10 protein-coding genes and 2 pseudogenes are annotated in these 20986 nt (G+C 71.4%); 3 read left to right on the top strand and 9 right to left on the bottom strand.

Annotated features, from left to right (window positions below):
* Positions 1-33: 33 nt before the first annotated feature.
* On the bottom strand, positions 34-1122 hold the full coding sequence (locus NEH16_RS28425; protein WP_073968811.1) for an ABC transporter substrate-binding protein: 1089 nt from the start codon (positions 1120-1122) through the stop codon (positions 34-36).
* A 512-nt stretch (positions 1123-1634) separates the two neighbouring features.
* Here NEH16_RS28425 and NEH16_RS28420 point away from each other — a divergent pair.
* Together NEH16_RS28420 and NEH16_RS28415 are read left to right on the top strand one after the other, a co-directional pair.
* Positions 1635-4079: a beta-L-arabinofuranosidase domain-containing protein gene (locus NEH16_RS28420; RefSeq protein WP_265545787.1), complete on the top strand. Its 2445-nt coding sequence runs from the start codon at positions 1635-1637 to the stop codon at positions 4077-4079.
* A 148-nt stretch (positions 4080-4227) separates the two neighbouring features.
* Positions 4228-6498: an AbfB domain-containing protein gene (locus tag NEH16_RS28415; protein ID WP_265547419.1), complete on the top strand. Its 2271-nt coding sequence runs from the start codon at positions 4228-4230 to the stop codon at positions 6496-6498.
* Between the two features lie 57 nt (positions 6499-6555).
* On the opposite strand, the gene NEH16_RS28410 is transcribed toward NEH16_RS28415, so the two are convergent.
* The gene (locus tag NEH16_RS28410; RefSeq protein ID WP_265545785.1) at positions 6556-7395 is read right to left on the bottom strand and encodes a phytanoyl-CoA dioxygenase family protein; all 840 of its coding nucleotides are present in this window, start codon (positions 7393-7395) and stop codon (positions 6556-6558) included.
* Between the two features lie 140 nt (positions 7396-7535).
* Here NEH16_RS28410 and NEH16_RS28405 point away from each other — a divergent pair, with 140 nt between their 5' ends.
* Positions 7536-8540 (top strand): LacI family DNA-binding transcriptional regulator, encoded by a 1005-nt coding sequence (locus tag NEH16_RS28405; RefSeq protein WP_265545783.1) that lies wholly within the window; start codon positions 7536-7538, stop codon positions 8538-8540.
* 84 nt (positions 8541-8624) lie between these two features.
* On the opposite strand, the pseudogene NEH16_RS28400 reads toward NEH16_RS28405, so the two are convergent.
* The 7 genes and pseudogenes from NEH16_RS28400 to NEH16_RS28370 form a co-directional block, all read right to left on the bottom strand.
* A pseudogene (locus NEH16_RS28400) lies at positions 8625-11899 on the bottom strand (LamG-like jellyroll fold domain-containing protein).
* A 232-nt stretch (positions 11900-12131) separates the two neighbouring features.
* Entirely contained in the window at positions 12132-13229 is a 1098-nt protein-coding gene (locus NEH16_RS28395) for an NADH:flavin oxidoreductase/NADH oxidase (protein WP_265545782.1), read from the bottom strand.
* A gap of 119 nt (positions 13230-13348) precedes the next feature.
* Complete coding sequence (locus NEH16_RS28390) at positions 13349-13627, bottom strand: DUF1876 domain-containing protein (protein WP_164640429.1); 279 nt, start codon at positions 13625-13627, stop codon at positions 13349-13351.
* A gap of 63 nt (positions 13628-13690) precedes the next feature.
* Positions 13691-14071 (bottom strand): hypothetical protein, encoded by a 381-nt coding sequence (locus NEH16_RS28385; protein WP_265545780.1) that lies wholly within the window; start codon positions 14069-14071, stop codon positions 13691-13693.
* A 39-nt stretch (positions 14072-14110) separates the two neighbouring features.
* Positions 14111-17302: a glycosyl hydrolase 115 family protein gene (locus tag NEH16_RS28380; protein ID WP_265545779.1), complete on the bottom strand. Its 3192-nt coding sequence runs from the start codon at positions 17300-17302 to the stop codon at positions 14111-14113.
* Positions 17303-17322: 20 nt separating this feature from the next.
* A complete protein-coding gene (locus NEH16_RS28375) occupies positions 17323-18405 on the bottom strand; it encodes an endo-1,4-beta-xylanase (protein WP_265545777.1) in 1083 nt (360 codons plus the stop codon).
* 138 nt (positions 18406-18543) lie between these two features.
* Positions 18544-20957, bottom strand: a pseudogene (locus tag NEH16_RS28370) (glycoside hydrolase family 3 N-terminal domain-containing protein).
* Positions 20958-20986 lie beyond the last annotated feature (29 nt).

Raw genomic sequence — 20986 nt, 5'->3', positions numbered from 1 at the left:
GGAGCCGGTACGGGCAGTTGGGGCCGGCTGGGATCAGAACGCGTTGCCGACCGTGGACTTGGCGTTGGCCTCGTCGTACGAGCGGTCGCTGATGATGACGTTCTCGGGGATCTCCTCGCCGCCGTAGAACTTCTGGGCGGTCGCGAAGGCCAGCGGGCCGAAGCGCGGGTTGGACTCGATGACGGCGTTGTACTCGCCGTTGACGATGGCCTGGACGGCGTTGCGGGTGCCGTCGACGGAGACGATCTTGATGTCCTTGCCGGGCTTCTTGCCGGCGGCCTTCACCGCGGTGACGGCGCCGAGGCCCATCTCGTCGTTCTCCGCGTAGATGGCGGTGATACCGGGCTTGGACTGGATCAGCTGCTCGGTGACCTGCTGGCCCTTGTCGCGGGCGAACTCACCGGTCTGCTGGGCGACGATCTCCATGTCGGGGGCCTTGGCCTTGAGCTGGTCCACGAAGCCCTTGGTGCGGTCGGTGGTGACGTTGTTGCCCGACGAACCGAGGAGGATGGCGACCTTGCCCTTGCCGCCGGTCGCCTTGATCATCGCGTCGGCGGCGCGCTTGCCCTGCTCCACGAAGTCGGAGCCCAGGAAGGCCACGTAGTCCTTGCAGGCGGTGGCGTTGAGCTTGCGGTCGACGGTGAGGACCGGGACCTTCTTGGCGGCGGCGGCCTTGAGGGCCGGCTCCAGGCCGTCCGAGTTCAGCGGGGCGACGATGAGGAACTGGGCTCCCTGGGCGAGCATGTCCTGGATGTCGCTGATCTGCTTGGACAGCTGCGACTGGGCGTTGGTGGTGAGCAGCTTCTTGACGCCGATCTTCTTCGCCTCGTCCTTGATGGACTGGGTCTCGGCGATACGGAACGGGTTGGCCTCCTTCTCCGACTGGGAGAAGCCGACGACCGCGTTCTTCAGGTCGAGCTTCGGGGCGCCGTAGCTCTGGAGCGAGCAGCCCGAACCGGACGAGGACTCGGGGGTCTTGGCCGCCTGCGCTGCCTGGCTGCTGTCGCTGCTCGCGTTGTTGTCCGAGCCCTCCGACTTGGAGCAGCCGGAAACGGCCAGCGTGGCGGTGGCGGCGAGGACGCAGGCCACGGCGAGGGTACGGGATCGACGCTGGATCATCATGCGCGGGAGCTCCTTGGCGGGATGACGGCACGCCGGAGGGCGTGCGGTCGGTCATGGCTGGACGATGCATCGGCCGCTGCGCGGCGGCTGATGTCACTGCACTCACGGCCCCGCTAGGAGACGGCCCCTAGCTGCACAAACTGCGGTCGTGAGAGCCTGCGCGGCCTCTCGGCGGCTCGGTTTACAACGTTATATAGGCGGTGCGGCACGGGCGGCAAGAGCGTTGTCGATGCGTTTCCAAAATGTGTCGCAGCCACTTCGTCCGGCTCCGGCACCCGGACGCGAACGTTGCCGTCGTACCTCTGGACAGCCGCCTGACGGCGTGCTGTCATACCGCCGGAACCCCATTTTCCAACGTTGCAGAAAGGTGCCGCGCCCTCCGTACGGATCGCGACGGCGCTCTTCGTCATGCGCGCAGCCGGTCCATGCCGACGCGCCGTGGCGCCACCCTCTTTTGTCATGCGCATTCCCAAGCCGGAGTTCCAGGTCCGGCAGAGCAGGAGCCCTCCCCCATGCCCCTGAACCGCAGGCAGCTCATGACCACCGCGCTCGCCACCGTCGCCGCCACCACGGCGGCCGGCCGCTGGTCGGCCACCGCGACCGCCGCCGAGCACCGGGTGCGGCCCGCGCACGGCGGCCACTACTCCCCCAACGCCGCGCCCCTGCACCCCACCGCCTTCCTGAAGCTCCCGCCCGGCCAGGTCACCGCGCGCGGCTGGCTCGCCGGTCAGCTGAAGCTCCAGCTCGACGGGCTCTGCGGCCGGTACGAGGAGTTCTCGCACTTCCTCGACTTCTCGGCCACCGGCTGGGTCCGCCCCGACCTCGGCGGCTGGGAGGAGGTCCCGTACTGGCTGCGCGGCTACACCGACCTGGCGATCGTCACCGGCGACGCGAAGGCCCTCGCGGCGGTGCGCCGCTGGTTCGACGCGATCCTGGCCACCCAGCAGTCCGACGGGTTCTTCGGCCCGAAGGCGCTGCGCACCTCGCTCAACGGCGGCCCGGACTTCTGGCCGTTCCTGCCGCTGGTGCAGGCCCTGCGCTCCTGGCAGGAGTACACCGGGGACACCCGGATCATCCCCTTCCTGAGCCGCTTCTTCCGGTACATGAACACCCAGGGCCCGGGCGCCTTCAACACCAGCTGGATCGCCCTGCGCTGGGGCGACGGCCTGGACAGCGTCTTCTGGCTGTACAACCGGACCGGCGACAGCTTCCTGATGGACCTCGCCGACAAGATCCACACGTACGGTGCCGACTGGGGCGACAACCTGGTCAACCCGCACAACGTGAACATCGCCCAGGGCTTCCGCGAGCCCGCCCAGTACGCGCTGCGCAGCGGCTCGGCGCAGGACACCCGGGACACGTACGGGACGTACGGCAAGGCCATGGACCAGTACGGGCAGTTCCCCGGCGGCGGTTTCGCCGGGGACGAGAACGCGCGGCCCGGGCACGGCGACCCCCGGCAGGGCTTCGAGACCTGCGGGATCGTGGAGTTCATGGCCAGCCACCAGCTGCTGACCCGGATCACCGGCGACCCGCTGTGGGCCGACCGCTGCGAGGAGCTGGCGTTCAACTCGCTGCCCGCCTCGCTCGATCCCTCGGGCAAGGCGATCCACTACATCACCAGCGCCAACAGCGTGGACCTGGACAACGTGCCCAAGTCGGAGCGCCAGTTCCAGAACGGGTTCGCCATGCAGGCGTTCCTGCCGGGCGTCGACCAGTACCGCTGCTGCCCGCACAACTACGGCATGGGCTGGCCGTACTTCACCGAGGAGCTGTGGCTCGCCACCCCCGACGGGGGCCTGGCCGCCGCCATGTACGCCGCCTGCGAGGTGAGGGCCAAGGTCGCCGGCGGCACCGAGGTCACGTTCACCGAGGAGACGGACTACCCCTTCACGGACACCGTCACCCTCACCCTGAAGGCCCCCAAGCGGCTGGCCTTCCCGCTGGTGCTGCGCGTCCCGGCCTGGTGCGACGCCCCCGAGATCGCGGTGAACGGGCGGCGCGTGGCCGCCCCGGCCGGCCCCGCCTTCACCCGGATCGACCGCACCTGGGCCGACGGGGACCGGGTCACCCTGCGCTTCCCGCAGCGCACCACCGTACGCACCTGGGCGGACAACCGGAACTCCGTCAGCGTGGACCGCGGCCCGCTCACGTACTCGCTGCGCATCGGTGAGTCGTACGAGCGCATCGGCGGCAGCGACCGGTTCCCCGAGTACGCGGTCCACGCGACCGGCCCGTGGAACTACGGGCTCGTCCTGGACCCGAAGAAGCCCGCCGCCTCCCTGCGCCACCACAGCGCCCGCGGGGTGAAGGCCGGCAACCCCTTCACGCTCGACGGCACCCCGCTGTCCATCACCGCGAAGGCGCGCCGCATCCCTGAGTGGACGGCCGACGACGAGCACGTCGTGGCCCCGCTCCAGGACTCGCCGGCCCGCAGCACCGAGCCGGTGGAGGAGGTCACCCTCGTGCCGATGGGGGCGGCCCGGCTGCGCATCACCTCGTTCCCGACCGCGGACCCGGGCGCGGAACCGTGGCTCGCGGACCGCTGGTACCGCATCCGCAACCGCCACTCGGGCAAGGTCCTGGGCGTCGACGTCATGTCCACCGCCAACAGCGCGCACGTCGTGCAGTTCGGGGACACGGGGACCGACGACCACGACTGGCGGCTGGTCGCGGAGGGCGACGGCTGGTACCGCATCCGCAACCACCACTCGGGCAAGGTCCTCGGCGTCGACAACATGTCGATGGACAACAGCGCCCATGTCGTCCAGTTCGACGACAACGGCACCGACGACCACCTCTGGCAGCTCGTCCCGGACGGCGGCGGCTGGTACCGCATCCGCAACCGCCACTCCGGCAAGGTCCTCGGCGTCGACAACATGTCCACGGCCGACAGCGCCCATGTCGTGCAGTACGACGACAACGGCACCGACGACCACCTCTGGCAGCTCGTCTGATTCCCGGCGCGCCGCGCCTCCCCCAGACCGCTCCCGTCCCCCGGGGGCCGAACCGAATCAAGGAGACGAACCTGTGAGCCGTTTACGAGTACCCGGCCGAAAGCCGTGGTGGAGACGGGCGATCGCGACGACCGGCCTGCTGGCGCTGGTGTCCTCCGCGCTCGTCGGGGTCGGCGCCTCGCCGGCCGGTGCCGCGTCCTGGTCGCCCAAGACGCCGCCGATGACGACGCCCTGGACCAACCAGGTCCCGGTCGACAAGCCGCTGCCGGAGTATCCGCGCCCGCAGCTGACCCGGTCCGACTGGGCCAACCTCAACGGCATCTGGGACTTCGCGGTGACCGGCCGGGACGCCGGGCAGCCGTCGTCGTGGCCGGACCAGATCCGGGTGCCGTTCGTCGCCGAGTCCGCGCTCTCGGGCATCCAGCGCAGGATCACCGAGAACGACAAGCTCTGGTACAAGCGCACCTTCACCGTGCCGTCGAACTGGAACGGCCGCCGGACCGTGCTCAACTTCGGCGCGTCCGACTGGCAGACCACGGTCTGGGTGAACGGCACCCAGGTGGGCGCGCACAAGGGCGGCTACGACTCGTTCTCGTACGACATCACTCCGCAGCTCAACGGCGGTACGAACACGATCGTGGTGTCCGTCTACGACCCGACGCAGACGGGCGGCCAGGCGGTCGGCAAGCAGCGGATCAATGATGTGCAGCCGCACAGCGGGGGCGGGATCTTCTACACCGCGGCCTCCGGCATCTGGCAGACGGTGTGGCTGGAGCCGGTCGCCGCCGCGCACATCACCCGGCTGGACATGACGCCGAACCTGGGCGACAGCACCCTGCGGGTGAAGGTGCAGGCCGACTCCGCCTCGGGGCGTACGGCCAGGGTCACCGTCTCCAGCGGCGGCACCGTGGTCGGCACGGCCAGCGGTACGGTCGGCTCCACGGTCTCCGTGCCGGTGCCGAACACGCATCTGTGGACTCCGGACGACCCGTTCCTCTACGACGTCAAGGCGGAACTGCTCGACGGTTCGGCGGTGACGGACTCGGTCGGCAGCTACACCGGGATGCGCTCGATCGCGATCGCGAAGGTCGACAACGTCCTGCGGCCGGTCCTGAACGGCAAGTTCGTCTTCCAGACGGGCACCCTGGACCAGGGCTACTGGCCGGACGGCATCTACACCGCGCCGACCGACGCTGCCCTGAAGTCGGACCTCCAGGCCCACAAGGACCTCGGGTTCAACATGGTCCGCAAGCACATCAAGGTCGAACCGCAGCGCTGGTTCTACTGGGCGGACAAGCTGGGGCTCCTGGTCTGGCAGGACATGCCGGCCATGGACACCGGCAAGTCCCCGAGTTCGGCGGCCCGCACCCAGTGGGAGGCCGAGTTCCACGCGATCATCGACCAGCACCGCAGCTCGCCGTCGCTGGTCATGTGGGTGGACCAGAACGAGGGCTGGGGGCAGTACGACCAGGCCAGGATCGCCAACGAGGTCAAGGCGTACGACCCGACCCGGCTGGTCGACAACATGAGCGGGGTCAACTGCTGCGGCTCGGTGGACGGCGGCAACGGCGACGTGGTCGACAACCACATCTACGTCGGCCCCGGCAACACCGCGCCGACCGCGACCCGGGCGGCCGTCCTCGGCGAGTTCGGCGGCCTCGGCTACAAGGTCCCCGGGCACGAGTGGTTCCCCGGCGGCGGCTTCAGTTACGAGGACCAGCCGAGCATCGCCGCGCTGAACAACCGGTTCGTCGGGCTCATCGACGGCATCCGGATCGGCCAGCTCCCGGCGGGCCTCTCCGCCTCGGTCTACACCGAGATCACCGATGTGGAGAACGAGGCCAACGGGCTGCTCACCTACGACCGCCAGGTCGTCAAGGTGGACACGGCCCGGGTGCGGGCCGCGAACCAGGCGCTCATCAACGCCTCGAAGAACCCGGCTCCGCCGGTGACCCTGCCCACCGGGGGCTACAAGTCCCTGCGGGTCACCACGCCCGGCTACACCAACAAGTATCTGCGCCACCAGGACGCGCTCGCCTTCACCGAGGTGGTCGACGGCAACAGCAGCGCGCTGCTGAAGAACGACGCCACCTGGAAGATCGTGCCGGGCCTGGCGAACGGCAACTGCTACTCGTTCGAGTCGCGCAACTACCCGGGCGAGTACCTGCGCCACCGGGACTTCCGGGTCCGCCGCGAGGCGAACGACGGCTCCGCGCTCTACAAGGCCGACGCCACCTGGTGCGCGGTCGCCGGCACCGGCGGGGTGCGGCTGACCAGCGCGAACCTACCGGGCAGCTATCTGCGGCACATCAAGTCGGAGGTGTGGCTCGCCACTCCGGGCGGCGGACACGACTGGGACAACCCGGCCACCTTCACCGAGGACACCACCTGGGCGGTGGAGGCGCCCTGGGCACCCTGAGATGAGGTGACACGCGTGTCCGGGGCCCGGCGGTTCGTCCGCCGGGCCCCGGCTCCGTCAGGCGTCGCCCATCACCAGGCCCTCGATGGTGTGCTTCTGCACGATGGGCGCGAGTTCATCGACCACCGGGCAGACCAGGTGTGCCCGGACCCGCTCGGGCAGCGACTCCCAGAAGCCCCGGGTGACCGCCATGTCGTGGTGGCCGTCGTTCCCCGCCCCCGGGGCGTCCACCCCGAGCACCAGGACCGGGCGCGGGTCCTGCGACCGGTTGGCCGTGCCCCGGTGGATGGTCAGGGCCGACCGGGCCGAGATGTCGCCCCGCTGCGGGTACTTGCGCTCGGCCAGGGCCGCGTAGCGCGGGTAGTCCTCGCGGCGCGGGAACATCGCGTGTCCGAAGCGGGCGCCGTCGTCCCACTGGGTGCCGGGCGCGATCTCGAACGGGCCCATGTCCTCCCGGGTGTCGACGGCCGTGAGGTTGAACGCCAGCGAGGTGAGCCGGCGGTCGCGGCGGGTCTCCTCCGGCATCGGGAAGTCGCGGTGCCAGGGCTGGTTCACCGCCCCGGCCAGCGGCACGTCGAAGCCCAGCTCCACGATCCGGTAGTCGGGGCCGAGGACCGCCTCGCTCACCGCGCGCACCCAGGGGTGGTCGACCAGGTCCACGAAGCCCCGCAGCTGCTCGGGGTGGATCTCCACGTAGTAGCGGTGCGGGCCGCGGCCGACCGCGCCGCCCTCCCGGCCGCGCGCCTCGGCGAACGCCGCGTCGATGTCCTCGCGCATCCGGTCCGCCCACTCCGGGGTGAACGCCCCGCGGCAGGCGGTGATCCCCGGACCGTACAGGTCGCGCACCGCGTCCTCGGCGGGCGGGAAGGGGGCGGTGGTGGTGGCGGCCTCAGTCATGGTGTGGTCCTTCCTTCGTTCGGGGCACCCTCATATTGCAACGTTGCAACCAACGTGGCAAGAGCGGGTACGGGGGTAACTCGCGCCACCTGTTACGGTCACTGCGCACAGCCCGCCGGCAGAGAGCAGGAGCACCGAACGTGGCAGCGAGACTCAAGGACGTGGCCGCGCTCGCCGGGGTGTCCGTCAGGACCGTCTCCAATGTGGTGAGCAACGCGGCGGCCGTCGCCCCCGACACCCGGGCCCGGGTGCTCGCCGCGGTGGAGGAGCTGGGCTACCGGCCCAACCTCGCCGCCCGCAACCTCCGGCAGGGCCGCACGGGGATCGTCGGGGTGGCCGTCCCTGAGATCCACTCCCCCTACTTCGGCGCGCTCACGGGCCTCCTCATCGACGCGGCCCAGGAGCGCGGCTGGACGGTGCTGGTGGAGCGCACGGGGGGCCGGGCCGACCTGGAGCGGCGGCTGCTGGACGGCTCCGCGGGGCACCAGGTGGACGGGATGATCATCAGCCCCTGGTCCACTCCCCCCGCCGAACTGGCCTCGCTCGCGGGCGGGCTGCCGCTCGTCGTCCTCGGCGAACTCGATCCGCACGGGTCCATCGACCATGTGGCGCTGGACAACGTGGCGGCGGCCCGGGACGCGGCCCGGCATCTGGTGGCGACGGGCCGCCGGCGGGTCGCCGCGATCGGGCTCCAGTCCGCGCTGGGGCACGGCACGGCCGAGCTGCGGGCGGAGGGCTTCCGGCTGGGGCTCGCGGAGGCGGGGCTGAGCCCGGTCGCCGAGGTGGAGGTGGCGGACCTGCACCGGGCGGAGGGTTCGCGGGCGCTGCGCGAGCTGCTGGATCTGCCGGAGCGGCCGGACGCGGTGTTCTGCTTCAGCGACGAACTGGCCCTGGGGGCGCTGCGGGCCGCCGGTGAGCTGGGGGTGCGGGTGCCCGGGGAGCTGGCGCTGGCGGGCTTCGACGACATCGAGGACGGGCGGTTCGCCACGCCTTCGCTGACCACGGTCTCGCCCGACCTGGCGCAGCTCGCCGAGCGGGCCGTGCAGTGTCTGAGCGAGCGCGTCCTCGGGCGGCTCTCGGGGCTGGCGGCGCGCCGGATCGTGGTGCCGCACCGGCTCCTTGTGCGGGAGAGCAGCGGGGCGTAAGGCGCCTTCTCCGGGCAGCCGGAAGCTCCCGGCGGTGCGGGCCTGTGCCGCGCACCGCCGGGAGCGGTCCTGGGTGGCGGGGTGTTACGCCTTCCCGCCGTCGTACAGCGCGGTCACCTCCTGGTCGGTGAGCGCCTTGTCGAACACCTGGACCTGGTCCACGGAGCCGTTCCAGAAGTCGGTGTTGTTGCCCGACCACTTGGCGCGGCCCACGGACAGGGCGCCGCTGCTGACGTCGGCCGATCCGGCCGGGGCGGTGGAGGCGAGCTTGCCGTCCACGTACAGCTTGATCAGGTCACCGCTGCGGACGCCGACCAGGTGGTACCAGTGGCCCAGCTCCGGGGTCAGCTCCGCCCGGGCGCGGTGGGCGCCGGGGGTGGAGAAGGCGAAGGCGCCCTGACCGTACTGGAGGTAGAACGGGTTCTCCTGGCGCCGGCCGTCCTGGCTGACGACGGTGGCGTAGTTGCCCGGGAGGGCGTCGAGGGAGGCCCAGGCCGAGACGGTGTAGTCACCGGTGGTGTCGACGACCGGGCCGCTGGTCTCCGCGTACTGGCCCTCACCGTTGAACTTCAGCGCCGAGCCGTGCACGCCGGGGGTCCAGGACGTGCCCTCGGAGAGGGTGAGGTCCTTGTGGTTGGGGCCGCTGTCGGCGGCCTTGGTGCCCTTGTTCTCGTCCAGCGACCAGGAGCCGCCGCCCTTGACGGGGGTGCGTGAGCCCGCCGCGGCGCCGGCGGCGATGACCTCGCGGTTGATCTTGCGGACCTGGGCGGCGTCGACCTTGATCTCGCGGCGGTCGTACGTCCAGAGGCCGTTGAGCTCGTTCTCCAGGTCGGTCACCTGGGTGTAGATGGAACCGGACAGCTCGGCGCCGGCCGCTTCCAGGTAGTACTTGCGGGTGTTCTCGACGTACTTGGCGGTCAGCGCGGCCTTGTCGGCGACACCGCTGTAGATGACGGTCGGGGCGCCGGGCCACATGTGGCCGGGCATCCGCAGGGTGAAGCCGCCGTGCTCGCCGTCCATCGCGGCGCGGGTGGCGTCCGGGAAGGCCGGGTCGGTGTTGTTGTAGTCGTGGTGGTCGATGATGTCGCCCTTACCCGAGTCACCCTTGGAGTTGCAGCAGTTGACACCGCTGTGGGCGTTGACGATGCGGGAGGGGTCGGCGGCCTGGACCTTCTCGGTGATCTTGCCGGTCTCGGTGCGGTCCCACTCGCCCCAGCCTTCGTTGAAGACGATCCAGGAACCGATCGAGGGGTAGTTGTGGAGCTGCTCCATCTCCTCGGCGCCCTGGTCGATGAAGGCCTGGTGGCCCTTCTCGTTGGTGAGGTTGCCGGAGACGAAGTCCTGCCACACGAACAGGCCGAGCTGGTCGGCGTGGTAGTACCAGCGGGCGGGCTCGACCTTGATGTGCTTGCGCACGGAGTTGAAGCCGAGGTCCTTCTGCGCCTTCAGGTCGAAGACCAGCGCGTCGTCACTGGGCGCGGTGTTCAGGCCGTCCGGGTAGAAGCCCTGGTCGAGCTGGGCGAGCGAGAAGAACGGCTTCCCGTTGAGGACGATCTTCTGGTAGCCGCCGACGTTGGCGATGCCGACGGAGCGCATGCCGAAGTAGCTGTCGACGGTGTCCTTGGAGCTGCCGTCCTTGAGGGTGACCTCCAGGTCGTACAGGTACGGGTCGTCCGGGGACCACAGGTGCTGCTTGGCGACCGGGAGGCTCAGCTCGCGGTTGGCCGGGCCGCTGATCCGGCCGACGACCTTGCCCTTCTTGTCCCGGGCGACGGCGGTGACCGTCGCGGACTTCGACGCCTTCCCGGAGTTGACCGTCAGGGCGAGGTTGCCCTTGTCGATGTCCGGGGTGGTCGTCAGGGAGTCGACGGCCGCCGGGGCGACGGGCTCCATCCAGACGGTCTGCCAGATGCCGGAGGAGGCGGTGTAGAAGATGCCGCCCGGGTTGGCCGACTGCTTGCCGGTGGGCTGGTCGGGGCCGGTGGTGTCGGTGACCCCGACGACGATCTCCTGCGGGCCGCTGCCCTTGATCGCGTCGGTGATGTCGGCGGTGAAGGCGGTGTAGCCGCCGGTGTGCTCGGCGACCTTCTTGCCGTTGACCCAGACGGTCGCCTGGTAGTCGACGGCGCCGAAGTTGAGCTTCAGCCGGTTGCTCTTGCCGTGCTTGTCGGCCTTGACGGCCCAGTTCTGCGGGACCGTGACGAGCTTGCGGTAGAACATGTGGTCTTCGTGGCGCTCCAGGCCGGAGAGCTGCGACTCGACCGGGTACGGCACGGTGATGCGCTCACCGAGCTTCTTGCCGAAGACGGGCTTCTCGCCCGCCTTGGCCCGGCGAACTCCCACTGGCCGTTGAGGTTCTTCCACTTGTCGCGCACCTGCTGCGGCCGGGGGTACTCGGGCAGCGGGTGGTTGCGGTCGACCTTGTCGCCCCACTTGGTGGTGAGGCGGTGCGTGGAGTTGTTGGTGGCCGTGCGGTTGATCTCGGGGACGGTCTCGCCGCCCGCCTTCAGGCCGCCCTTGCCGTCGTACGCGATCTTGACGCGCTGGTCCTTGAGGACGGCGGCGTCGAGCTTGACGACGAGTTCCTTGCCCCCGCGGGCCCGGGTGACGGACTTGACCGGCATCGGGGTGGTGTCGGCCTCGATGGTGAGGTGGTTCTTCAGGTCCGCGTAGTCGCTGACCTTGTCGTCGAAGACCGCGTGCAGCTCGGTGCCGTTGTCCGCGACGCTCAGACCGACCGGGTAGACCTCGAAGTCGGCGGGCGGGGTGAAGGCGGACTCGGGGACGAACTGCTTGGCCAGCTTCGGGCTGGACCAGCGCAGGAACATGTTGGCGCCGCCGGTGTCCTGGAACATCTCCAGCTTGAACTCGTGCGGCTCGCCGGCCTTCAGCGATATCGGCGCGCTGGTCTGCTCGTTGTCCCAGTCGGGCTCCCAGTGGTCGATGACGGCCTTGCCGTCGATGAACAGCCGGAAGCCGTTGTCGCCGCTGGCGGCGAAGGTGTAGTCGCCGTCCTCGGGAGCGGTGATGAAGCCGCTCCAGCGGGCGGTGGTGTTCTCGCTCTGGCCGGTGGTCGACTCGAACGTGCCCGCGAGACCGGGGAAGTTGATGTTCGGTTCGAGGGCGACCCCGCCGAGCTTGTCGAAGTCCCGCGCGCCGGGCGCGGACATGCTGAAGTACTCGCCCTTCAGCCCGTGGACGGTGGTGGCCGGGTCGCCGGCCTTGAAGGTGGTCGAGGCGGCGCTCGCGGGGGCGGCCGCGGCGGCCGGGACGAGCGTGGCACCGAGCGGGATGAGCAGCGCGGCGGCGCAGGCCGCTGTCCTGAACAGAGCGCGGGGGTGGGGCGTTTGTGGTCTCAAGGCGTCGTCCTGTCGAGAGAGCTGAAGTGCCTCGAACCTGTGAGGCACAGCACACAATCGAACATTGAGCCACAGCATCAAACGCAAAACAACAGTCGTGCGCGAGGATTTTTCAACGATAGAAAGCGCGTCCCGTGCGAACCGGGCGGCGGGTCCACGCAGACCGCCCCCTTCGCACACCTTGGGTGCGAAGGGGGCGGTCGGGGGCGAAAGGGAATCGCCTGAGGGTGGGTCAGATGGCGTAGCCGTACGGGGTGGGGGCGTGCACGGTGCCGTTCAGCGCGCGGGCGGCCTCCCGGGCCCACGAGGGGTTGCGCAGCAGTTCGCGCCCGAGGAGGACGGCGTCCGCGCGGCCCTCGGTGAGGATCTTCTCGGCGTGCTGCGGGTCCGTGATGAGGCCGACCGCGGCCACGGGCAGCGAGGTCTCCCGCTTCACACGCTCGGCGAAGGGCACCTGGTAGCCGGGGCCGATGGCGATGCGGGCGCGGGGCGCGTTGCCGCCGGAGGAGACGTCGAGCAGGTCCACTCCGTGCTCCCGCAGCAGCGCCGCAAGCCGCACGGTCTCGTCGGCCGTCCAGCCCTCCCGCTCGTCCTCGGGGTTCTCCGTGAGCCAGTCCGTGGCGGAGACGCGGAAGAAGACCGGCAGTTCCTCGGGCCACACCTCGCGCACGGCGTCGACCACCTCGATGGCGAGGCGCACGCGGTTCTCGAAGCTGCCGCCGTACTCGTCGGTGCGGTGGTTGCTGTGCGGGGAGAGGAACTGGCCGATCAGGTAGCCGTGGGCGCCGTGCACCTCGGCGACCTGGAAGCCCGCGTCGAGGGCGCGGCGGGCGGCCTGCCGGAAGTCGTCCACGACGCCCGCGATCTCGTCGGCGGTCAGCTCGTGCGGGACCGGGTAGCCCTCGTCGAAGGGCAGCGGGCTGGGGGCGACCGGGGTCCAGCCGTGCGCCTCGGGGCCGACGGGCCGGCCGCCGGTCCAGGGCGCGGCGGTCGACGCCTTGCGCCCGGCGTGGGCGAGCTGGATGCCCACCACCGAGCCGTGCGCCTTGACGAACTCGGTGATCCGGCGGAACGCCTCGGCCTGGGTGTCGTTCCAGATGCCGAGGTCGGCCGGGCTGATGCGGCCCTCGGGGCTGACGGCCGTGGCCTCGGTGAGGATGAGGCCGGTGCCGCCGGTGGCGCGGGCGGCGAGGTGGGCGAAGTGCCAGTCGTTCGGCACGCCCGTCTCCGGGCCCTCCACCGCGGCGCTGTACTGGCACATGGGCGCCATCCACACCCGGTTGGGCACGACAAGCGACCTGAGGGTGTAGGGCTCGAAGAGGGCACTCACGACGGACTCCGTTTCGCCGGGTACGGAAGGATCGCTAGTACGATACATCCCGTAGTACGACGCCCGTCAAATTACGACCACTCTCGTACAAGCGGCCCGCGGTCTCGGCGGAGTCCGGGTCAGCGGGGTTTCAGCGGGTACGAGCTGCGGCCGGCCGCCTCGTCTATCTCGTCGTGGGCCTTGGTCAGGAGCTTCATCGCCAGTTCGTTGAGCGCGCGGGCTCCGGCGATCTCCTCCCCCACCCGGGGCTGCTCGGCGTCGGAGGGGTGGCGGCTGGCGTAGCCGTGGGCGCGCACCTCCTGTCCGTCGGAGAGCCGCACCAGGGCGGCCGCGCGGGTGCGGTGGGTGTCCTCCTCGAATTCCAGCTCGATGTGCCAACCGACAGCGGTTCGGGTCATGGCGTTCACCTCCGGAAGGTCTCCCTTCCAGGGTGCGCCCGCCGCCGGGCCGCGCGCGAACGCTCACGCCCCCGGCAGCCGGCCCCGGCGCCGGAGCGGGATCGAGGCGTCGGCGTCGTACATCTGGTTCCAGCTGCGGCCCGCCCCGGACGCCCAGGTGACCTGGGCGGTGCCCCCTTCGACGCGGACGGCCTCCACGGTCATGGCGCGGTCGCCGTCGCGCACATCGCCCCGGCGCAGTTCGTCCGCCCGGACGGTGACGTGGCGGGCCGGCCCGCTCTCGGCCTCGTCCGCCGCGAAGCCGAGAGCGGCGGCCAGTTCCCGGGCGCGGGCGGGGGTGCACAGGAAGGTGTGCCCGCCGGACGGCATGGCGACGGTGATCCCGACCTCCGCCCCGGCGGGGGCGATCTCCAGGATGCCGCTGTCCCCGTGCTCGTCCGTCATCGCTGCGCACCTTCCCGTGTACGTTCGCGGCCCCCGGGCTCAGTCCAGCCGGAGGCTTTCCGGCGGACCCAGGTAGCTGGGTTCGAGGCCGCCGGTGTCGATCACCAGGTTCTGGAGGACCACGGTCGGGTCGACCATCCAGAATTTCAGCACATGCGTCCCGGGGGCGGCGATGCGGTGGACCGTGCCGGTGAGGGCGACGTTGTCGGAGGTGTGCCGGGCCCACTGGGCGTTCATGGTCCCGTCGTCGGCCCCCGTCACCTTCGTGACGTTCACCCGCTGCGGGGTGTCGTCGTCGAAGGAGACCGCGTAGGTCAGCCCGTCGGTCGGCAGCGCGTTGTTGCGGGGCGAGAGGTACGCGTACACGGTGACGGGCCCGGTGGTGAAGAGGCTGACCCGGTACTCCAGGCGCGGGCTCCGGCCGCCGGGGGTCCGGCGGGCGGCGGTGACCGGGAAGGGCTCCATGCCGGCCCCGGTGCGTCCGATGTCCGGGATGCGCTGCCAGGTGACGCCCCCGCCGCCGACGGCACGGTGGTAGTGGTCGGCCTCGATGGACACGTATCCCCCGGCCTCCACGAAGCCGCCGAGCCGGGCCCGGGAGAGCGTCGGGCGGTCCGCCACCGCCGTGACGGTCACCTCCGCCCCGTCGGGTCCGGTGACGGTGACCGGGACGCGGGTGACGCCCCTGGGTGCCCGGTCCCAGTCGACGCGCAGGGTGATCCGGTCCTGTGTGGTGACGCGGCCGCGCACCCGGTCGGCGGTCAGCCAGGACGCTCCGGTCCGCACCCGGTAGTCGAACGGGGCGCGGCCCCGGTTGAACACCTCGATGTACTGCGCGGGCCGGGTCTGGTACGGGCTGAACACCGGGAGCACGGCGGGCGCGGTCTCGTGCGGCCACCAGGCCGTGGAGCCGTCCACGGCGACGCCCATCGCGGCCCGTGCGGGCAGCTCGATGCGCCGGACGGCCGGGAAGAGCACGTCCTTGATGGCCACGTTGTCGATCTCGGGCTGCTGCCAGGGGGCGTTGGGCCCGTAGCGTTCGACGTCGCCGTAGTCGATGTGCGGCTGGGTCTGGAAGCCCTGCCACTTGCCGCCGGCGATCTTGCGGTTGAAGCGGTCGGCCAGCGCGAAGTCGTCGGCGAGCCGTGCCTCTGCGGTGGCCGCCAGTTCGTTGGTGAGGGCCCGGCCCTGTGCCGCGTAATGGATGTTGGTGAACTCCGCCTCGCGCAGCGCGTACAGGTTGGCGGTGGCCGCGACCTCGTAGCCGACGAGTTCGTACCAGGCGTCCTGGGCGGAGGCCGGCAGCCGGCGCCCGATCCGCCGGGCGCGCTCGCCGAGCAGGCGCCACTCCTCGGTGACGCGCTCCAGCTCGCGGTAGTGGACGAGGCCGAACGGGGACGCCTGGTCGTCGTAGACCACGGCCGAGCCGTCGGTGGCGGGGTCCTTGGCCGGGTCGAGGGTGATCCGGCGGTTGAGCAGTTCCGGCTTGCGGCGGGCCTGGAGCCGGGCGTACTCGCGCAGGACGGAGGCGATCTCGGCGGCCTGCTTCTCGCCGAAGTTCTGCCGGGCGTACGTCTCCTCCCACTCCGGCAGCCGGTCCAGAGTCCAGCGCTCCGGGTCCCAGGCGTACTCCAGGAAGAACTGCGTGGGCAGTTCGTTGCCCTTGAGATCGCCGACGTTGGTGACCCACAGGCCGTGGTTGCCGTAGGCGTGGCACTGGTGGAGCTGGTCCCACATGTTGGGGAGGGACGTGGTGTCGACCCACTTGTAGTTGCGGCCGACGCCGACGTAGTCGAAGTGGTAGTACAGCCCGTAGCCGCCCTCCCTCGGGGCCTCGGCGGGGTCGGGGAGCTTGCGGAGGTTGGCCCAGTTGTCGTCGGTGAGGACCACGGTGACGTCGTCGGGGACCCGTAGGCCCCGGTCCCAGTAGCGCTGGACCTCCTTGTAGAGCGTCCAGACCTGCGGGATCGTGGTGACGTCCTTGCCGGAGACCTCGGCGAGGATCTGCCGCTGGGTGGCGATGATCTCGGTCATCAGCTCGATGCCGTCCCCGTCGGGGAGGCTGACGTCGCCGTTGCCGCGCATGCCGAGGGTGACGACGCCCTCGAAGTCCTCGTCCTTCATCCGGCGGATGCCGTCCGCCCAGTACGCCTTGATCGCTTCGGCGTTGCGGCGGAACGACCACTCGCCGGTGCCGCCGTAGGGGTCGTGGCCGGGGGTGGTGACGGTGCCCTCGGCGTCGCGTACGGCGGCGACGGCGTGCCGGTTCCACTCCTCGATGCCGCGCATCATCGGTGCCTCGTGCGAGGTGCCCATGACGACGCCGTACGCCTTGGCGGTGGCGTGGTTGAGCGGGTCGTCCTCGGCGAAGGCGCGGCCCCAGACGGCCGGCCACAGGTAGTTGGCCTTGAGCCGGAGCATGACCTCGAAGACGCGGGCGTAGAAGTCCGCGTTGAAGCCGCCCTCGAAGCCGGGCGCCTTGCCGGGGCCGAAGTAGGCGGGGGCCCAGGTGCCGAGGGCCGGGTTCTCGTCGTTGATGAAGAACCCGCGGTACTTCACGGCCGGGGTGCCCTGGGTGTGCCGCCCGGGCCGTACGTGGATCTCGTCGCGGTGTACGGGGGTGACGTCGTCCCACCAGTACCAGGGCGAGACGCCGATGCCGCGCGAGACGTCGTACGCGCCGAAGATCGTCCCGCGCTGGTCGCTGCCGGCGATGACGAATGCCCGCTCGACGCCGGGCATCGGGTGGTCGACGACGGTCTGGAGGCTGGTCTCCCACTTGCCCCGGATCGAGGAGACGTCGAGCCGGCCCCCGGCGACCAGCCGGTCGATCAGGGGGCTGCGGCCCACCGTGCCGATGATGGTGATCTCGCGGGCCTCGGGCACCGCCCCGTGCGCGAGGCCGGGGCGGACCCCGGTGACGCGTGCGATGTCGTCGCGGAGGTCGCCGGCGACCCTGACGACGCCCGGCCAGTCCTGGTCGCTGACCAGGACCGGGGCCGCCCGTCCGCGCCTGACCAGCGGGAAGCTGCCGCGCTGTGCGGTGAACGTGATGTAGGCGCCGGGGTCGGTGGGCCGGGGCGCGGGGCCGTGTCCGGTGGCGGACGCCTCACCGGTCAGTCCGACGAGGGAGCCGAGGGGGGTGGCGGTGAGCGCGGTGAGGCCGAGGCCGAGGCCGAGGACCGCTCTGCGGCTGGTCTGCCCGGGGGTGTTGGGGATGTCGCTGTCCATGCTGCTCTCCTTCTCGGTGCTCAGCCGCGGCCGGCGGCGAGCAGCAGGTCGTCGCGCAGGGCGCTGTAGGCGGGCTTGGCCCTGTAGTTCTCGTCGTAGAGGTTGGCCGCGCCCTCGCCCTCGAAGGTGCCGGGCACCCAGGAGTACTTGTCGGTGAAGCCCCACACGGTGAAGTCGGTGCACTTGCGGGTGAGCAGGCAGCCGCGCAGCAGTACGTCGTAGCCCTCGGCCTGCGCCTCCTGCTCGGTGCTGTCGGAGGGCATCGGTACGCGGACGTCGGCCTCGGTGATCGCGGTCTCCAGGCCGAGCGCGTCGAACCGCTTCATGTTCTCGGCGATGTCGTGGGGCGCGTTGTACTGGACGGACAGGTGGCCCTGGATGCCGACGCCGTCGATCGGTACGTGCTGCTTGCGCAGCTTCACGACCAGGTCGTGGAGGGCGGTGCTCTTCGCGTTGACGCCCTCGATGTTGTAGTCGTTGATGAAGAGCTTCGCCTTGGGATCGGCCGCGTGGGCCCAGCGGAAGGCGTCCGCGATGTAGCCGGGGCCCAGCTTCCGGAGCCAGATCGAGTCGCGCAGGGTGCCGTCGTCGTTGAACGCCTCGTTGACGACGTCCCACTGCCAGATGCGGCCCTTGAAGTGGCGGGCCTCGTCGGTGATGTGCTTGCGGAGGATGGCGCGCAGCTCGTCGGCGGTGAAGTCGCCGGTGGTGAGCCAGGAGGGCAGCTGGTTGTGCCAGAGCAGGGTGTGGCCGCGCACCAGCTGGCCGTTGGCGCGGGCGAAGTCGACCAGCTTGTCGGCCTCCTTCCAGTCGTACCGGCCTCGGCTCGGCTCGACGACCTCCCACTTCATGACGTTCTCGGGGGTGACCGAGCTGAACTCGCTCGCGGCCTTGGCGCGGTAGGGCGCGTCGTCCGCCAGGGCCGCCATGTCGACGGCGGTGCCGATGCGCACGCCGGACCGCTGGCCGAGGGCGCCGAGCGTGGTGTCCCGGGGGTCCTTCGGCCCGCCGTGCTCGGAGTGGGCGAAGGCGTTGATGGTGCAGGGGGCGAGCAGGGCCGCGGCGGCGGTGCCGATCAGCACGGCCTTGATTGGCTTGCGCATGACAGAAACCTTTCGAGAGGCGCACGGCCGGGTTCCCGGTGACCGGGTGGGCCTGCGCGGGTATGGGTGTTTCGAAAGTTTCGTGGAGCCGGACCGGGCGGGGGCGCGATGCCCCCGCCCGGTGTTCACCGGGTGCGGTCAGCCCCGTACGGGGGCGGCCGCCGTGACGGGTTCGACCACCGCGTCGCACACCAGCCGCCGCCGGTGGTCGAGGGTGCGCTCGGGACCGGTGAGGCGCAGGTGCACCGTGTGCCGGATGTCCTCGGCGCCGCTGGACGCCGCGAGCCGCAGCTCCAGCGCGCCCGGCTCCACGACGCGCCGCCCGCCGATGCCGGTGAAGGACACCAGGTCGGCGTGGAACCGGAAGCGCACCCGCGCCTCCTGGCCCGCGTCGAGCGGCACCCGGGCGTAGCCGATGAGCCGGTTGTCGGGCCGGGTCGTCTGGGCGACCGGGTCGTGCACGTAGAGCTGGACGACCTCCGCGCCGGCCCGGTCGCCGGTGTTGCGGACGGTCAGCTCGATGTCGGCGGAGCCGTCGGTGGGGATCTCGTCCGGGGCGGCGGCGCCGGGCTCCCAGGCGAAGGAGGTGTACGTGAGGCCGTGGCCGAAGGGGTACAGCGGCGTCGGGTCCAGGTTGCTGACCCCGTTGGCGAGCCCGAGGGGCGGCTGGAGGTAGGTCCACGGCTGGCCGCCCGGGTGGCGCGGGACGGAGACCGGCAGCCGGCCGGAGGGGTTCACCCGGCCGGAGAGCACGGAGGCCAGGGCCGGGCCGCCCTCCTCGCCGGGGAAGAACGCCTGGACCACGGCGGCGGTGCGGTCCGCCCAGCGGCCGAGCGCGTACGGGCGGCCGGTCAGCAGGACCAGGACGACCGGCGTCCCGCTGTCGAGCAGCGCGTCGAGCAGTTCGCCCTGCACGCCGGGGAGCGCGAGGTCGTCGGCGTCGCAGCCCTCGCCCGAGGTGCCGCGCCCGAAGAGCCCGGCCCGGTCGCCGAGCACCGCGACGCAGACGTCCGCATCCCGGGCCAGGTCCACCGCCTCCGCGATGCCCGAGGTGTCGGTGGTGTCGACCTCGCAGCCGGGGGCGCCGGTGACCGTGGCGGCGGGGAACTCGCCGCGCACCGCGTCGAGCACGGTGGGGATGTCGATGCCCATGGCGGTCTCGGGGTGCAGGACGCCGACGTGGCTGGGGAAGGAGTAGCAGCCGAGCATGGCGAGCGCGTCGTCGGCGCGGGGGCCGATCACCGCGATCCGCCCGGTCCCGGCGAGCGGCAGCGCCCCCTGCGGGTTGGCGAGCAGGACCACGGCCTGTTCGGCGAGTTCGCGGGCGAGGGCGCGGTTGCGCGGCGGGTCCAGGTCGATGGTCTCGCGGGCCCGGTCCGGGTCGGTGTCGCGCAGGAGCGCGGGGAGCGGGGACCAGTCGGGGTCGAGCAGCCCGAGTTCGCACTTCTGGAGGAGGACCCGGTGCAGCGCGCGGTCGACCAGGGCCTCGGGGACCGTACCGGCCAGGACGGCGGCGGCGAGTTCGTCGCCGTAGCTGCGGACCGTGGGCAGTTCCACGTCGACCCCGGCGCCCAGGGCGAGGCGGGCGGCGTCGGCGCGGCCCTCGGCGACCTTGTGCAGGGTCTCCAGGAAGCCGATGGCGAAGTAGTCGGCGACGACGGTGCCCTCGAAGCCCCAGGTGTCCCGGAGCAGCCCGGTGAGCAGGGCGGGGTCGGCCGCCGAGGGGACGCCGTCGATCTCCGCGTACGACTGCATGACGGAGCGGGCGCCGCCGTCGATGAGGGCCATCTCGAAGGGCGGCAGGATGACGTCGGCCAGTTCCCTCGCCCCGGCCCGGACCGGCGAGAGGTTGCGGGCGCCGGCCGAGGCCGCGTACCCGGCGAAGTGCTTGAGGGTGGCGACGATGCCGGCGGACTCCAGGCCCTTCACGTACGCGGTGCCGATGGTCGCGACGAGGTAGGGGTCCTCGCCGATGGTCTCCTCGACGCGCCCCCAGCGCAGGTCCCGCACCACGTCCAGGACCGGGGCGAGGCCCTGGTGGATGCCCACGGACCGCATGTCGCCGCCGATCCGGTGGGCCATCTCGGTGACCAGGTCCGGGTTCCAGGCGGCGCCCCAGGAGAGCGGGACGGGGTAGGCGGTGGCGCCCCAGGCGGTGAAGCCGGCCAGGCACTCCTCGTGGGCGAGGGCCGGGATGCCGAAGCGGCCGGCGCCCGCGATGGCCCGCTGGGCGCGGGCGAGCGAGATCGCGCCGACGGCCGGGTCGACGGGGGCGGTGCCGAAGGGGCGGGTCAGCTGGCCGAGGCCGCGCGGGATGAGCGCGTCCCAGTCGATGGCGTCGACCATCTCGTTCTGGTGCGGGGCGACCCCGTCCCCGTCGGCATCGGCGCCCACCCAGATTCCGTACAGCTGGGCGGTCTTCTCCTGGAGGGTCATCCGGGAGACGAGGTCGGCCACGCGCTCCTCGGGGGGAGCGCGGGGTCCTGCCAGGGGCCGTCGACGGCGGTGGCCGCTTCGGTCCTGCGGGCATGCGGAACAGGGGGGTTTGCCATGGCGGCGGGGATTCCTCTCAAGAGTGCGG

The organism is Streptomyces drozdowiczii (genome assembly GCF_026167665.1).
Taxonomy (GTDB): Bacteria; Actinomycetota; Actinomycetes; order Streptomycetales; family Streptomycetaceae; genus Streptomyces; species Streptomyces drozdowiczii_A.
This window is presented reverse-complemented; position numbering and strand designations above follow the sequence as displayed.